Origin of the sequence: Terrimonas rubra, assembly GCF_042686025.1 — a bacterium.
GTDB classification, from domain to species: domain Bacteria; phylum Bacteroidota; class Bacteroidia; order Chitinophagales; family Chitinophagaceae; genus Terrimonas; species Terrimonas rubra.
Window position 1 is genome coordinate 2,564,551 of record NZ_JBHUOZ010000003.1, and the last position, 17,489, is coordinate 2,582,039.

Below are 17,489 nucleotides of genomic sequence, written 5' to 3' on the forward strand. Positions count from 1 at the left end.
GGTATAATTATAGGTTAGCTTTTTTTGTTATTCTTCGGCATTTTTCTTTGGGCGACCTTGTCTCTTTTCAACTACTTCAACGATTTTGCTTTTATCACCGGAAACCAGAGCTTTGATCTGGTCGTAGTATTTTGCACCGTCAGGATGAGTAAGCGTCCATTCAGCTAAAAGATGAACAGGTTCTTTGCCGTCTTCTTTAGTGAGTGAAGCAAACAGAATATCACCGGCTGTAAAGCGAGCTTTTAATGTAAGTGGGTCAATTGAGATACCGCCTTCCTCTATTGCAATGCGAATTACTGCAGAACGCAGAGTAGTGTTGTCTTCCAGTTTCGCTATAAACTCTTTTGGATTTGCATTTGCATACTCTCCCACCCTGTCTTTCAGTAGTTCTGGGCCATGATTATATAAAGGCCAGCCCATAGCTTTTACGAACACCAGGATTTCGCCGTCTGTCATCAAATCGTGGCGTTTCAGGGCTTCAAATTGCAAGTTGCGTTTGGCTGAGCGTTGTTTAGATTCTTTCACCTCGTCAACAAAACGTATTAAAGGCTCAACGCTTCTGTCCCGATTTGGGTTAGATTCGTTGTAGTTACATAAACTAAAGAATGCGTGCCATTCCTCATGTTCGATATTACCTTGGACTAAGACAATTTGTTTTGCAACCAAGCCGTTTTCGCCGCCATTTATTATAAATTTTTTACTCCTGCTTACGATTTTGCCATCGTGTTCACGCGGAACACTAATAGAAACGAGCTTACCTGTTTCTAAGTCCTTTATTTTATCTGCGCCAGGTAGTGACCGGTAGCCGCCAAATAATATTTCTTTTGTCAAGCCGTCGAAAGTGCCATTTACCAATTCGTAAATAACCTTTCCTTCAATAGGTTTTATAGAGTCTAAAGTCTTTTGTGACAGTTTGTTGAAATCTCCAACTACAGTTAACATATAAGATTTTTTAGGTAAAGAAAAAGGGCGGCTTTCACCGCCCGTTTAATTATGCTATGGTTTTCATTTTGGATAAGAAAGTAGGAGCCAGCACTTCTAAGCCCTGATAGGTTTGAATGCTGAAGCGAGCCACCATTTCATCACCGTTAGGATTAACAGGTGAAATTGCTCCATCATGAATTTCAGCCCACACGTCATTACCTCGGTTGTTACCAACTTTAGGTACAGGTAAATAACGAATTTGAGCGATTGGAGCCGAACCAGCGGTATTACCATCATCACCCAGTGTTTTAACCTGGCCTTCAGGGATAAAGTAGATGGACTTCGCAATGTCTGTACCACCCAGTAAGTCGGGTTGATTCAATAACGGTAAAACCGCAAAATTGAACTCGAAACCATCTTTTCTGAAAGTATCAACAGTTAAATCCAGTGTTTTGCCATCCAGGCTTAACAAGCCCTTGGTTACATCAGAAGACCCTAAACCTTTAAAGGTGTCAAAAGCTGGACGCAGAGCTTTGGTAGAACCATAAGCCATGTGCTTGTAAGGAGTTTTCTTCGCTAACATAGCGTCAGTAAGGTCGTTCCAGTCAGCCAGCAAGCAAGTACCTAATGTATTTACTTGTTCATTTACCCCATATTGTGAGGTGTACTGATCCAAGCCACGGGTAGTTTGTACAGTACCGCTATTTACAGGATCGGGAATTGCGCCAGTTGGAGTAACAAATTCAGAAGCTGAAACAACACCTCCTAAAAGAGATGCATTTACTTCGCCTTTTACTTTGATCCATTTTTCCGCAACCTCTTTCCAGCCCCAATAACCAGAACCTGGAACCTCAACCTTAGTGATTTTGGCAATGTCAGATTCGGCGTGAGTTTCTTTGAAAATTTGGATGATGTTTTTGTACACGGTCAGACCATAGAACAGGCTGTCACGGCTTTTGCTTTGCTCACCTACTGCGTTAGAGTAGAATTTCAAAGCGTTGGTAGCGGCTACTGTTAAGTTTGTACCGTCAACAGAACGAATTGTACAAGTCGCAACACCGGCGTTCATGCTTACTACGGTTACATAACCATCCTTTCCGTTTGGAAACTTAACAATATCCTGTACACGCCTGTTAGCAGATGTGCCGGCTGTTAATACAATTACTACTTGCGAAGTTCCGGAACCACTGGTTACAGAATCCACAACTGCGGTTTGCCACAGTGGAGTATTTGTATATGATTTGTAAAAAGATGCTTTAGTAGGTTTGTAACGACCTACAACATTTAGAATATCGGTGAGACCGACATTGTTTTCAGCATCAAGAATTTTAGGGTAGATTTCCCTTTGATCTAAAGAATCGATAGCAGAGATATACTGCTTCTTAGTTGAAGTAATTGGCATTTTATAGGCTAATTAGGTTAGTTAAAATTGTGTCACACGGCCTTGTGACTGCAGCGTTTGGAAGGGTGTTAGTTGCTTTTCTGGTGCTGGTGTTTGTTGGCGTTCTCCTGGATTTTGGTCTTTTTCTAACTCAGCTTTAAGAGCTAATGATTTACCATAATCAATTAGGGTTTTATCATAGGCTTCCATATTCTGAGCAAACGAAGCGACCGCAATCCATTTTTTTTGATTAAAATTGTCGCCATCAAAAAACAGGCTGTAGAAGTTTTCTTTGCCCGTGATTTGGTCAATGACTTGTTGGGGATTAGATACCTCAAAGTTGACTTGTCCACCACCGATTTCAATTCTCTTGTTTTCGAGCAGTGTTTTTGTTTCTGGGCTTTGAGTTACTTTGTCATTGAACTCTTTGGCTTTTGCATCAAGTTCAGCATTGTTCTCAGGTTGAGCAACGACCTTTGTTTTTAACTGGAATTTCTTTTGTTCATCAATAAAACCCTGACGGATTTTATTAGCGGCTTGCTGTTTTTCGTATTGAATCAACTCAACCTCTGCCGGATCGTCTACATCAGGGTCGGATTTGTACTTTTCCAACTCTTTAGCGACTAAACGTTTGATAACATTTTCTGCTGCGTTAGGATGTTGCGCTTTAACTCCCATTGCAATCATGTCATCATCAGAGATTTTTGAGTAGTCAACCGCTTTAGCGTTTAGGTATGGCTCAACATTACCATTTGTTTTGTAGTAGTCGGCCAACTCTAAAATGAACTCATCAAATCCCAATTCGGATAGAATATCATTTTTGTGTTCTTCAAAAACTTGTTTCCAGTCTTTTTCTACAGGAGCAGTGGTAACCGGTGTTGGTGTTTCTGGCTCAGGTGTAGGTTTGGTCTCCGGTGCCGGAGTAGATACAGGAGTTTCTCTATTTTCCACAACAGGTTCTGGTGTCGGATCGTCATTCTCTGGCGATTCTTCTACTTCTTCTGTAATGGTTTCGATTTCTGTACCTTCTGGAATTGGTTTAAAAGAACTAAAAGGAATTTTTTCCTGGGTGTCTTCCATATAGAATATATTGGATATAAAATTATGCTCTTTTGTATACTTTTATATAGTTTTTATCATATTACTTAGGCACAATCAGTCAACAATTGGCATTTCTTCATCTTCATCCTCCATCTCAATCCCCTTCTGAATAGCAGTTGTCGCTACTTTGCCAGCCAAAGACATTTGATTACCTTCTTGCTGAACACCAAGTTTTAGCAGCAACATATCTTTATCTGCTTCTTTTAATGCAAGTCCGGTATCTCTACGTAATTGCCACTCTAATTGTAATGTTTGTTGTTTTGCCTGTTCGGCAACTACTGCACTTTCTTGTTGAACCTGACCATTCATTTGCATTTTCTTCAACTCGTATGCTTCATTTTCTTTACGACGTTTTTTTGTTCTGTAAGCGAGTAAAGCAGCGGCTTGTTTGAGGTTCTTAGTATTCATTATCATTACATAATCCTCTGGATCTATCATTCCGTTAGCATCTTTGAGGTTTAGTTGTTGTAATAATAATTCCCGTTCGTAATCTGTCGGCCGGTCTTCTATTTTAATAGCCCAGTCGTGTAAGGCTATATCTTTTGAAAGAGTGATGAATTTTAATCTTGTCTGTCCTTTGTATGGCATTTCACCGGAAATAGTCTTTTTGCCAACAACCTGAGTTAAGCGTTGAATTACGCCACGGGCCAGGGATTCGGTTAAGTGTCTATCAGCTAAAAGAATAGGGCGCAAAGCGTTGTTTGTTGCCTCCGCTCCAAGTCTAGCTACACCGTTTAATAAATTAGGATTAGGGCTACTACCATCAGTGATCTCGTTTAATCCAAGAGTATCACGCATATCCGATAAAATCCTTGAAAGGTCAGCGGCTAATAATGAGAACTCCTGCCCCATAGATGTAGCCCTTACATCTACAGCTTTATAATTTATGTTCGTTCCGGATATATCCTTTTTACGATTAACCAATACAAACTTTTGGAACATCATGTCCAAAATATCCTTCTTGGTCATATTTTGCCCGGCCTGACCTAAAGAAACATTCTCCAAAGCATCAAAATCAATGTCGATAATATATGGCATCCATTGATTTTTGAAGTTTTGGATTTTGAACATCGTTAAGTGGTATTCATCAATCAATGGTATTATCCTTTCCATCATGCCCGAAGCCTGCATTCTGAAGAAGTTATAGGCATATAGGTGATATGAAAGGTCGGTACAAGCCTTATTAGGCAAGCTGCGCTTCATATTAGTCGCCAGACCATAGTCATACATCAAATCAGTACCGACAATCCATTTACATTTATATACTACTTCTTTTTTCTTGGAGATGTATTGTTTAAGCTGTTCGCCTTTATAATTAAAGGTGTTGCCATTTGTTTTGATAGAATACGGTTCGGGGCGTACTACCAGGTTCCCTTTAAGGTTAACCCTTTGTTGGTACTTATATTCGTTCCAACTCAGAAACTCTAAGTCGAGAACTGTAGCTTTAAACCCGTCCCACTCATCGTTGAAAGCGGTTTTTGGAGTAAACCCTTTGTTGTTGGATTTTATTGAATTAGCAATAGTTTCGAGTTCCTCAGAGGTAAACTTGTCCGCTAATTGTGATAACGGGACTTCTATATATTCACCACAATATGTTTTATCCGAAAAGTCAGGTTTTTGACAAGGGCTGACCATCATTGCTTCAACCTGAACGCTTCTTAGTTTAACCTCCTGATTTTCGTCTATCCACTCTTTGTATCCACCTACGCCATAATCAAATAAGCATTCCGAATTCCTCTCCCTTTCTTTGTCAAAGCCATTTTTGTACAATATCAAATCAATCCCCATTTCGCTTTCCATAGCAAGGTTATACTTGGCACCATACATCTGGGTGATTTCTAATTCTTCCATATCTTCCGGCTCTCCTAATTGTTTTCTTAACAGAGGATTAGCCGCCAGATCAGGATTAGCATCTTTCAGGGCTTCAAACATCATTATTTTGGTCCTGGTATCGGCGAAATACTCATCCACCTTTGTTTGAGCCATTGGGTCAATCGCTGTACATAGTATATTGTATTCACGTGAAACCAACTTACTAATCCCTATACTTCTTAATTTAGCCCCGATTGGCCTAACCTTCCAGTCAACCGCCAGCCATGAATCATCAGCACTTTCCTCAACCCCTAATAGTTTTTTGTACTTATTAATTGACTGTTGGCCAAGAACATAGTTTTTTATTTCCCTGTATTTTTCAAGGTTCTTTCTGAATAAAGATGCCGTGGAGTAGTGCCACTCACTATGTGCGGTCTTCGCAAAAGACAATATCCAATCCTTGCCCTTTAAATTAGGGTCAATATTGTGTTTAGGAAACGGATCTTCATTGATGTACATCATGGTTAGGCTATTTTATGGCGTTTAAATAGTTCAGTTACTTCTGTGACTTCCGATTTCTCTTTTAACCGGAACAGTCTGTTATCGCAGGCAATTTCTGTCCAGAGAGCAGCCATTGCCAAGTCGAATTTTTGTGTTTTGTTTATGTCGAAAACAAGCAAGTCCTCAATCACATCAATAAAGAATATCTTATCACAATTATCCTCTATTGTAGCTTCGATGAGTTCTGATGCTTGTCGTTTGTTTTCTTGGGTTGAAGGGATTCCAGGTTCCTTATATCCTGGCAAGTGCATTAGAAATGCTCCGTGATTTCTGTCTCTGAAATATGATATAATACCAGGTCTGTTACTTTCAGCCAAAATACTGATCCCGAAATACCGACACTGCATTATCATGTCTTCATACATTGCTGCAGCCGTAGCTGGCCTGGCGTAGTAACGACAGATATAAGCTCCAATCATCGGATCGGAAAAGTTATAGGGGTTATTCTTTTGTTTAACCAAAGAAGCCGCCATAGACCTTTTATAATTATCCTCTGTCTGGTTATGGTCGTACGGGTCAACTGCCGACCCAAAACGGATATTGTTCTTAGGGTAGAATTGATTACCTACCTGTTCAACCTGGTTTGTTTCCTCTTTTTTAGGGTTAAATCCTTTCAGCATTAACCATCTACCATTGGAAGACTTTTTCCAAACCACTTCGGTATCACGTTTCCCCTCTTTCCACATGAAATTTCCACGTTCAACTATATCTTGGTTCCATGAAAGAAAATCACGCTGGTTATTAAGGTTTTCGGAGTTGTAAAGGCATTTGTCGCCATCAGCTCTAAACGCTTCTTCTATGGTTAAAGGCTCTTTTCTTATCCTTGCGCTAAGTCGTTTTGCATCGTTTTTTACACTTTCCCTATCTAATAAAATAGCTTGCCGGGCCTTTTTCTCATCGGGAAACCCGAACCTATCAAAATACCTGGTTCTGTCAGCCGGCATGAAAAATCTATACAACCCGCTTATAGTCTGGCCGTTTTGTTGTCTATTGTTCTGGTCGCTATCCGTCCATAATTGACGAGCAGCATCAGAAACGCCATTTTTTTCAGTTTCTAGCTTTTCGACTGTACTTGTGTATAAAGCCTTACCAATAATTTTACCTTCATCATCTAATAAACAGTATCTAACAACATCATGTCTGTCATAGATATTAACCTCAACAGTTTTTGCGAACTCATCATTTACGGCTCGGTGGAGTTTTTGTCCATCATACGCAACGGCATCAGAACTTTGGAAGTCAACCATGGATTCTAACTCATCCTTTTCCAGCGTCTCTGCAGCCTTTTTGCCCTTTACGTTAGTTTGTTGGAACCTAAGTTCTGTTTTAGGCGTTAAGCCCTGGGCTTTATCATATTCAGGACGGAAAAAATCAGGAAGCCTTTTAAATGGTCGAACAACAGCTTTTGCAAAGAATTTTTTTGCATCGGTTCCGGTTTTTGATTGGATGCCAGATTGAGATTCAACAGCCCTAGAAACATATTCAAATGAAAACAACCCTGCTCTAAAGCTTTTGCCGAAACGCCTTTTCGTGATCTCGCACATTCCAAAACTGTTCGGGTCGTCTATACAATACTGTAAAAAATAGAAATATTCCAAATCAGGAATACGAAATCCTGGGTAACCTATGTCAATTTTCCACCACTGCAAATACAAATAATGCATTCCGGTTATATAGGTTGGAACCCCATTATTATAAAACCAAAAACCATTTAATCTCCTATCCCACTCCTGCGCTTCATACTCATTACATTTTGGATCAAAAAAATCAGGTTCAGTTTCTCTTTTTGCTGTTACTTCTCTTGATTTTTTTTTGTACCAATCGGGTATTTCTTGTCTTTCCCAGTATTGATTAGCCGGAAGCTCACTTCTCTTAAAAATTTCTCTTTTTTCTAACTGGCCAGTAAGGATATTAAATACAAAGCCGACGGGAGGAACCTGGCAAGCCAGCCCCTGTACATCAACTGTTGTATAATTAATTGACCGTTTAAGAAACATTTCTTAATCTTTTTGCAATGTCTTCTGAAGAAATTTTAGAAACCTTTATTTTAGATGCTTCGATTAAATCATCGTCTTCACCGAAAAATTCAAGAGTCAACTCCTTATACCTGATGTTCATCATTTTAAGTTCAGACATCATTGTACCCTTCATCTTAACAGCCGACATTTCATCTTTTTCCTTGTCGTTACTCTTAATTGGTTCTAGTATTCTTCGGTTATACTCCCAAATAGCTTCCTCGGTGGTACACATTTCTGTCCAAGTAAGGTTGTTAATCATTCTGAGGTAAAGAATAATTGAGTCTACAAGAATTTCTCGTTCCAATTCACTACGTTCGCCGTCTTGTAATTGCAAATCATATCCAGATTCCTGTGAAGCAACCTGTTTCCTTAAGTCTAACTCGGGGTAGTTTTTTCGCAGCGGGCTGTTTGGGTCATACATCATAATAATGTACCGGAGCATAGGTTGATTATTGGATATTTGTAATACCCTAGGATTAAGCTCCTTTGTAGGATCGCAAAAACATTTGGTGTAATTCATTGGTTAGGTTATTCTTCGTTGTTGATCTTTTCTTGTTTGTCTTTTACTTTTTCCTCTCCGACTCGCCTTAGTTCATCGATTGAGTTTTTTACATATTCACGCATATCCCTGGCGGCCTGATCTCTTTCCGCATTAGTCTTAGCGTCGAAATATGCTTTTTGATACTTTTTATAGCCTAAAACAAACCCATCTTTATATGACAGTCCATAAGCTTTAGTTAATGCAAGAAACTCCTGAACGGTTTTTGAATTATATGCAGGAGAATACTTAAAGAACCCTAAATCAGGTAGCCCGAATTGATCTCCTTCATCACGACCGATATTTGAGGATTTTACTAAGGCGTTACCATAATAGGACATGGTAGATTTAATAAAATGGTCAACCTTACGCGGGTCAACATCACCTCCAGTGGATAGTTTATATACGTCTTGGATAGCCTTTCCTAGTCTTGATGCGTACTTGGGATTCCGCAATCTCATATCAAGGTTTTCTTCGTAGTCTGGAACAATAGATTTTTCACGGAAAAAATCATAGTTAGCCATCAACTCGACAAAGGGACGTAAAGGCCCGGTAGATGAACTTTCTTCAAACGGGAATAATGACTTAGACAACGTTCCGGCATAACCATCAAATGCTTCTTTGTTATCACTTAAAGTAAAACTTAGACCACGATCAACCCCGGAAGCTAAAACACCAAGTTCAAAAGGTTTAGGAACGCTTACCCAGATATTAGGAGCCACTTTAAGATTCCAAAACATATCTCGTTGATAATTGGGTAGCTCTTCGTATTCTTCTTCCGTTTCTTTATCCCGATGATTTGCGAACCATAATGCTACTTGTGGAATAACCGAAAATAAAAATGTACGCAAGGCAAAACCACCCGGATTCTCCTTTAATCTGGTGGCAGTAGACCGCAACCCCTGAACTGCTGCATTTGAGAAAGGGATTAATTGATTTATCCATTTCATTTGATGCCCCATTAAGGCAAAATCAATTATATCGGCCGCCTTATAACCCGCATATAACATCGCGTTGTAATCATCAAGACCATTTCGTTTTGCTTTTGCGAAAGCAGATCTGTATTCCGCTACTCGATTTAAGGTTTCTCCCTTTTGAAGTAAATCCTCATAACCTTTCCATGTTTTCTTGGCGAGAGCAATAGGGTTTAGAAGAATAGGCTTTTTGACGGCTATTCGTTTCATGGCTTCATCCATCAACCCGTAGTAAGACTTTCTGTCTTTCATGTAAAATCCCGCATTCAATCCTCCTGCAATTGCAATATCTTTCCAGTCTTTTCGTTCGCCCAAAAAACCACCTAACCCATAAATATTTCCAAGATTTCCCTCGTTAGATTTAATCATACGATCTTGGGTATCTCGAACGATATTTCTTGCAGCAAAAACAGGAAAACTAGTAACGCCAAACCTAAGAAGCCTAGGTAGAGCAGTTATAATTGAATGAAATTTAAACCCTTCGTTACTCAATCCCTTCAATGTTTTATATACATCCTGCTCGAACTTCCAATGTTCAACCTGTCCATTAACAAAAATTGGGATAGTGTTTTTGTCCTGTTGAGTAGCAATTACACCAATATCAGCATATCTTTTCGGGTCGCCATCATACATTCCACGAGGTTCTACCAATAAATCACGGAATGACTTCATTGCTTCGTTCCTGTCCGCTTCTTGGATTGACTTATTGATCGAATCATAAATTGTTAGGAATGGGTTTACGATTGTTTTAGTAGACCCCTTAACCTTTTTAATTACTTCCTTTTTAGAACCAAGATTTCCGCCCGGTTTAGCAAAAACATCAACTTCGGCTCCGGGTTCGGTTTCTAATATCCTTTGCAGGGCAACGTACTGTACGTTGTTCTTTTTTATTTCATTATACTGATCTTCGGAAATTCTCCCTTTCTCTACCATATAACGCAGGGAATCATTTGCTAAATCCCTATAACGATCGGCAGTCTTCTTTAATCGCTCCTGTTTGTCTTCTGGGAAAGAGTTAAACTTATCAATAGCTTCCTGCGCTACATCAACATCTGAAAACATACCGCCACCAATACCAGTTAAAATACTATCTCGCTCAAAACGTTTCGCAAGTTCAATTGTCCTTTCGGCTATCATGTATTCAGCAGTTTCCTTTGCTTCCTGCTCTAATGTTTCACGAGTAGAGGTATCGAGTGCTGAAAATAACCAATCAATATTCTTAATATTCCCGTCCGCATCCTTAAGCCGGTTTAACTTCGTATCTATCATACCATCATGTACGATAGAATCCATTTTGGCCCCGATATGAAGTAGCGACCTAGCCAATAATTCCGGATCGTTAGCGGGCAGTAATTCAGATTGTCCAGATAGATTTTGGAGATAATTAATTGCTTTGTTGAATGGAGTAAATGGGTTAGTAAAGTTTGCCTTGAACTTGTCAAATAGTTTTATTTCAAATTCAGAATTTGACTTTCCGAATAGGTCTTCAAACATCTTTTTCTCCTTTGGCTTCCACTCCATATTTGCCAAAATCTTCCTGTCAGAACCGGCGAACTCCCTTATTTCTTTACCAAATTTTTCTAATTCTATTTGATAATCAGGGTGAACTTTTTGTTCGTATAGTTTGGTAATCTCAGGATAGGTTTCTCTTGTATAGTCAGGATTGACTAATAGGCCACGTAAATATTCTGCAAAACCCTCAGCCATTTGATATTTTTGAGGGTCAGGATGGTTAGCTGGTGGTTCACTTCCGAACGGTGCAAGACCCATTAATTCAGATTCAATAGTTGGGTTGTCTCCTATATTAGCTAACACACCAAAAATATCATCAATACTATGGCCTATCTCGTGGGCAGTAACATCGAGGTCATTGTTAAACCTTATTTTAATTGCGGAACTTCCAGGGGAGTATGAGCCCGCTGCGCCCCTTGAAGAAGGGCGTACATAGAATAACTTTTGTTTGATGCCTTTGGTAACATCAAATATTATGTCCTTAATGGGCTTTTCTGACTGACTTTTTATTGGGGCAACAGGAATGCGCCCCTCTTTAGGTTTGGCAAAACCCTGATCTTGGTTATAGGTCTTTTGGATTGCCTTACGCATCCTAACCAGCTCAGGATCGGCATTGATTTGTTCTTCGGTTAGACCTTCTGTTAACCGGCTGTAGCTATCCTCGAGCGGGGTTAGATTGTTTTTCCGTGGTTGGCGGGATTGTTGAGGTTGTCCACCATCTCCTGAGCTATTAGTTTGCCCCTTTCCTCCGCCATCATTGTTTTCAGTTTTTTCTGTAAGGGCGTCTGGTTCTGAAATGGCAAGGGTTCCTCCTGCCCCTTCTTGTCCAGTTGGATTAGTAGATTCTGGTATTGTTGCCTTAACTCCTTGTTCTTGGGTTGTTGCTGGAGTTGATTGTACATTTCTTCCAGTTGATTCATCTATCTTATCTTTTAAATACTTACTATCCTTTTCAAATTGAATGATAGGGTCAATAATGACTACACTGCCATTTTCATTAATAACTGCATTTTCTTTGTGTAGATCACGGATAATTACACCGTTTTCAGGGTCACGTATATCATTTATGCCCTTGTATTCAAACCCTTTCCCTTCAAAGAAATCCTTAATCTCGGCTTCTGTGGCAGGGCGTTGAATCTTTACAAATGGCTGCCTTAATATTGGTGATAGCTTGTTGGTTTCTGAAAGGGCATCAGACTTTTTAGTAAACCCAACTATATCATATTTTGTTTCCGGGAAGTAATCATTATGAGCCTGAATGCGGTTAAAAAAATCTTCCCAACTGTTGTGGTGAATACCACTGTTTATTTTGATTACATTTTTGCCATCCGGTTCTATGTAAACGTCAGATTCTACGCCGTTTGCATCTCTCTCGCCATATTTTGACTGGTAATCCTCTACCCAAAGATTATTATCCTTGGCGTACTTCTCTAGCTCTCTTGATTCGGCCTTTGATTCTGTGAAGCCTCTTTCAGCATCTTCGCTTGTTTTCTGAACTCCTCGCGTGATACCGGCGATTGTTTGGAGATTTCCTCCGCTATTCGCTTGCCTTTCGCTATCCAGTCGGGATTGTTCAGAGGGCTGGTCGATTTGGGTTTGTTCTCTTTCATTATTGGTAAAATTAGGTTTTTTTTCGGTCACTCCAACAGTAGTTGTTTCCGGACGAGCCACCTCGCCAGGCATAATTACAGATACATTACTTGTCTTTTGGTCAGGCTTAACAACCTCATAATTGTCATCAACCTCCAATTCGCCATTAAGTATTTTTAACCTGGTATCTTCGGATTCCTTAACCTGATTTTCATAATTTTTCTGCAAAACAGGGTCAGCAACTTCTTCGGCTTTTCTGGCTAAGTTTTTTTCGTTAACGGCCATAACCATGAATTTATAACGGCTTCTGGGGTCGAGGTCAACCTCAGGCATTGTTTTGTTATTTACCTCCGAAGCATCGGTAATGATGTTTCTTTTGTCTTTAGCTTGTTGAGGGGTTATATCTCCGGCGATTTCCTGGCGATTAATCTCGTTTAAAACACTGTTAGTAAAGTCTTTGTTTACACCTAGTTGTAAGTATAAAGGAGCTGCAATATGGTTAGCCTTAAACTGTGCCCGCCCAGCAAACGCACCGACTAATTGACCATCGATAAAAGTTGTGGTAGCTGTGGTAAGCATATCGTCCAGGGCATCTTGAGCAGAGAATTTATCCGGGCCCAGCAATGCAGTGGCGGCACTTTGGGCTACACTTCCCGAAACTTCTTCTATTGTTTCCTTAGCAGTTTCTTTTTCAGAATATTTTACAAATTCTAATCCTTTTTTGATAACATCTTTTAAGCCTGACTGAAAGGCTTCTTTACTTAAATTCTCCTTTGATAAACCCTTAACCAAGTTAACTACATTCGGAGCTACCTCTTTCTTAAAAGCGTCAAAAACCTTCTCATCTTTAAATATCCTTTCTGTAAGTGCATTGGACATTGCCACAACAGTGGAGAATATTCTGCGGTTCCCTTCTTCGTTCTCTTCCGGCATTAACGCCAACGCTGTTTTACTTGCATCGTCATAGCTACTAGCAAAGGCAACTAGCCCCGCAGATAAATTAGTAATTTGATTTTGAGATATTCCAAAGTTTACCGCATTTGCGGCCAGGTCATCTAATGTTGTAGCAGATTTTGTTAAAACTGGCACTTTAGCTAGTCCAATAGCCTGAACACCACGTCCTAGTAATGCACCAACGCCTTTTGTTCCTATTGCTTGAGCGAGTACCTGGCCGGCTAAGGCTCCGTTTCCGTCTAAAAAAGTCTGCCACGAATCGCGAACATTGACAATATCATTCAGTTTGTTTAGCTCCTTGTTTTCTTCAACAGACAGAACTTTTTTGGATTTCAGTTCATTATACCTCAGTTTTAATGGAGCGTATTCACCTGGGTTCTGAAATTGTGTTTCATAGGGTGCGTTTAATATTTCCAGGGCTTTTTCGGAATCGGATCTACCTCCCACCAATCCAGAAAAGAAATTGCCTGTTCCGGTTGCTACCTGGTTTATGTTTTCACCCATTTTATTAAACATACCAGACAATGGGATTTCAGTTCCTATAATCCTTTGTTCAACCGGGCGTATAAATTTAAAGTATTGGGATTGTTCTTCGGGGGTTAACTGTTTTGCTAGTTCGTCGAGTTTTTCAATAGACGGTTTACGGGTAATAAGTCTGTTATACCAACTGCTATTTTCGGAATCATTATAATAAAGAGAGCCTAATTTACTTCTAACCTCTGCTGAGAATTTATCAGGATATAAATCATTTAGGCTTTTTTCAGTCTCATTTGCCCAGGCTAAACTAACCGGATTGCCCGAAGCATATTGAGCCATTAATCCAATTTCGGCTACATCCCGATCCTGCTTTGTTGCTCCACTAGTCTTTTTGAATAAATTATATTTGTCATTATCGGCTACTTTAAGAAATTCTAACCCCAAAGCCTTTGCGTCCAAATCTGGGTTCTGTTTAGCAATATCATTCACATATGATATGCCCATTTTCTGTTTAACCTTAGCGTACCTATCCTCTATTTCTATAAGGGATTTTTCATATTCAGCTTGATTGGCACGGCGGTCAATGTCTTTTAAGTTCGTGAATGCGTTCCCAGCATCAAGCCTGTCATTACGTAATGGATATTTTGCATTGAGTTCCTTAATTTCCAAATCTTTCTTAGCATCCAGCATTGCTAATGACTGGTTACGGTAATTATCATCAACTAATCTTTCTGGCTGAAAACCATACGATTTTATTTCTTCCTTAGTCTCAGCATCTATATTATTAAAGTAAGCCGCTTTGTTTTCAGAAATTTTTCTTTGAATGCCAAGGTTTAAAGCATCTTTATTAACCTCCTGCAGGCCAGTTTCCGCGGCAAGATTATTTAGTAATTCAGGTTTTACATTTTGAAGGAAATCGTAGTCTTTATCGGTTAGTTCACCTTTATTGAGGGCGGTGTTAAGTTCCTCAGTTTTCCGTTGAAGTGTTTTATCGACAGGTACAGAATTGGCTTCCGATTCCGTCTTTTGTTGTTTTGTAGCTAATAATGGGTCTTGCCTGTTGCTTTTAAGACTCAGGTTTTGTGACTGTACAGGTTTTGAAAAATCATCTAAAAAGCCAGGAGTTCCAGATATGTTAGGAGTATTCTTTTTAAATTGCTCCGCTATGGGGTCAACAGGTTTTTTAGTCGAACCAGCAAGCAATCCAAAGAAATAATCGTTTCCAGTAGGCAGTAAAACGTCTTTTTTTTTTACGCCGCCCAATCTGTTTTCATAACTATTATAGTCGCCTAGATCAAACCCCTCATTGCTTATAGCATCATAAAACCTTTTCCTGTCCTCTGGTGATTGCATTTTAGAGGAAAACGAACCGTAGTCGCCAATATCAAATTGGGCGGAAAGAGCGTTATAAAGTTTTTGTAGTTCCTTTTCGTCCATTACCAACTAATTTTTTTCTTTTGATTTGTTGCCGGTGTAGATTTTTGTTTTGCAGGCTGAGGTGTGTTCTTTTTAGGTGCCTGTAATCCGGGAGTTTCGCCCTTATTAATGAGATTATTAAAAGTGTTTACTTCGGGAGAAACTTTAAAACTATCTGCAAACTGGAAAGAATTCAATCTTTTTAAATCTTTATTAGTTACTCCGTTAGCCCTATCATTTGCTTTTATGTAATTCTTAATGTCATTCCCGTAAAGAGTTTTAACCCCTGATAGTTCTTCCTCTCCGTAACTATTTCGTTTATAGGTTTTAACCTTTAATCCGCCGTCTTTTGTGATAAACAAATCATCCTTTTGCCCATGTCCGATTGAAATCGACCCTCCGACCTGGTTAGTTATATCCCTGTCACCATTCGCATCTGGCTGGATGGCATCGAGAGAAATTCCTGTCGTTGGCATTTGTGACTCCGGTTCATGGTGATGAACTTGCCTAACTGTATCGTTTATGTCCCTTGTAAATTTGGACTTACTGTTTTTCTCTAAAATATCAGTCGCCACTTGCTTTTTGATTATTTCCGCTTCTTCCTGTGTAACAGGGCGACCAAGTTTTTTTATTAACCCGTCAGCCTGCTTGTTGATAGTCACCATTAAAGCCGGATTACCCTCGTTATACATGAAATCAAAAATATCGTCATCTAGCACTGAAACAGGCTTGTTAGTTCCGAAGGCTACATCAGTATATGGTTTTCCGTTCTCTAATAAAACAGGGCGTTTACGTTTTGAAATTGTAGGAATACCATTCGTATCAGTTGTAACCACATCAAACATAGGATCAAATGTTACTGATCCGTTTCTGTCAATAGTTCTAGCCGTTCCGTTTAAAGGGGTGTAACTTGACCTGTATTTTACATTTTGTGTCTGGGTTGGCCTGCCATAAGTAAGCGGCTGTAATGCTTTATACGGATTAACTGAGCTTAGTCTGTTATAATCTTCCGAGATCAAACCCTCTAACAATCCATCGGTTGTAAAATCAATTTCATTTAAAGGTTTGGGAGAAAGATTACCTTTGTCATCCCTGTTAAATAATACTCTTTCTTTTAAAAGATTACTGATTTCATTGGGGCTAAATCCTTTTTTTGCCATTTCTGCAGCTGCTTTCTTGGTATAATCGGCGAATCCCTTCGATGACCTGTAATAATTATCCAACTCCCCAATATCTTCACTCATTAATTGGTGCATTTCGCTGGCATCAAAGCCTGCCTGGCGTTGCATAGCAGAGTATTTACCCAAAAGTTCTTTAATCCTTTCAGAAACCATCCTGTCGTGCGGTGTTCCTGTCGCGTATTTAGAAACATCTAATTTTCCCGTAATGTATGCCTGCGCTTTAGCATCGACTTTATCTTGTTGTAAAGCCTGTTGCTGTTCCAGCTTTTTATCCAAACGGTCGTTCTGTATATTTTGAATATATACATCCCTCAGGGTTGGAAAATCGCCTTGCTGAAACTGTGCGCCGAATATTGGGGTCATTAGCTTAAGGGTTTTATTGTAGAAGCAAGACCGCTTAAAAGTCCTGTGTTACTGTTTAATTGTGTAGCAATCGGTGTGGCTGTAGGTGTTGCGCCAACCCGATTCCAGCTACTAGGAAAATTCAAGTTTTGATTATTTTGATTTAATCCCTGCGCACCGCTGGCAATCATACCCAGACCATTTACCATATCTCCTACTCCGGTAGCAATGTTTTGATTGTGGGTTGCCTTAATTCCCATCAATTGGTTTTGATACCTGATTTTGTCCATTCTTTCTTTGTATTTCTCTGCAGCGAGTGCCTGTGAAGCATTTGCTAGAATACCATATCTTGAAAGCCTATCCTGTGCTTCGGAGATAGCCAGTTGTTGTAAGGCTTCATTGGTGTTTCCCTGAACGCTCCCGGCCAGCGCAAGCGCCTGGCTGCTATCTGTAACGTTTCGGTTCATGGCACCAATGGTGTTTGCCTGGTTCCCATATATCTGTGCTTCTAACCTAGAAGCCCCGGCCATACGCCCGTTATATAAGTTTTGTGCTAAAGCAAGATTTTGTTTGACGTTATCGTCAGCTGTGTAATAACCCGCTTCACGAGTCGCCCTTTGAAGTGCTTTTTTTTGTTGGCCTGATGCTATCATTTTATAAGCACCCGAACCAAGAGCTAATGCTCCGAGGATAATAGGTATTGGCATA

Annotated in this window: 9 protein-coding genes; all 9 read right to left on the reverse strand. The window is 39.7% G+C overall.

Annotation, left to right across the window (positions count from 1 at the left end; translation table 11 throughout):
- Positions 1-27 precede the first annotated feature (27 nt).
- Positions 28-942: a hypothetical protein gene (locus tag ACFS6H_RS20130; protein WP_386103360.1), complete on the reverse strand. Its 915-nt coding sequence runs from the start codon at positions 940-942 to the stop codon at positions 28-30.
- Positions 943-991: 49 nt separating this feature from the next.
- On the reverse strand, positions 992-2,326 hold the full coding sequence (locus tag ACFS6H_RS20135; RefSeq protein ID WP_386103362.1) for an SU10 major capsid protein: 1,335 nt from the start codon (positions 2,324-2,326) through the stop codon (positions 992-994).
- A 21-nt stretch (positions 2,327-2,347) separates the two neighbouring features.
- On the reverse strand, positions 2,348-3,385 hold the full coding sequence (locus tag ACFS6H_RS20140) for a hypothetical protein (protein WP_386103364.1): 1,038 nt from the start codon (positions 3,383-3,385) through the stop codon (positions 2,348-2,350).
- 75 nt (positions 3,386-3,460) lie between these two features.
- The gene (locus ACFS6H_RS20145; RefSeq protein ID WP_386103366.1) at positions 3,461-5,740 is read right to left on the reverse strand and encodes a hypothetical protein; all 2,280 of its coding nucleotides are present in this window, start codon (positions 5,738-5,740) and stop codon (positions 3,461-3,463) included.
- Positions 5,741-5,742: 2 nt separating this feature from the next.
- Positions 5,743-7,776, reverse strand: coding sequence for a hypothetical protein (locus ACFS6H_RS20150; RefSeq protein WP_386103368.1), 2,034 nt, complete (start codon positions 7,774-7,776; stop codon positions 5,743-5,745).
- Entirely contained in the window at positions 7,766-8,317 is a 552-nt protein-coding gene (locus ACFS6H_RS20155) for a hypothetical protein (protein WP_386103370.1), read from the reverse strand. Before ACFS6H_RS20155 ends, ACFS6H_RS20150 begins: the two co-directional genes overlap by 11 nt.
- A gap of 8 nt (positions 8,318-8,325) precedes the next feature.
- Positions 8,326-15,279, reverse strand: a complete 6,954-nt coding sequence (locus ACFS6H_RS20160) for a putative polyvalent protein kinase domain-containing protein (RefSeq protein ID WP_386103372.1) — start codon at positions 15,277-15,279, stop codon at positions 8,326-8,328.
- Positions 15,279-16,802 (reverse strand): hypothetical protein, encoded by a 1,524-nt coding sequence (locus ACFS6H_RS20165; RefSeq protein WP_386103374.1) that lies wholly within the window; start codon positions 16,800-16,802, stop codon positions 15,279-15,281. The genes ACFS6H_RS20160 and ACFS6H_RS20165 overlap by 1 nt, the downstream gene beginning before the upstream one ends.
- Positions 16,802-17,488, reverse strand: a complete 687-nt coding sequence (locus ACFS6H_RS20170) for a hypothetical protein (protein ID WP_386103376.1) — start codon at positions 17,486-17,488, stop codon at positions 16,802-16,804. The genes ACFS6H_RS20165 and ACFS6H_RS20170 overlap by 1 nt, the downstream gene beginning before the upstream one ends.
- Position 17,489 lies beyond the last annotated feature (1 nt).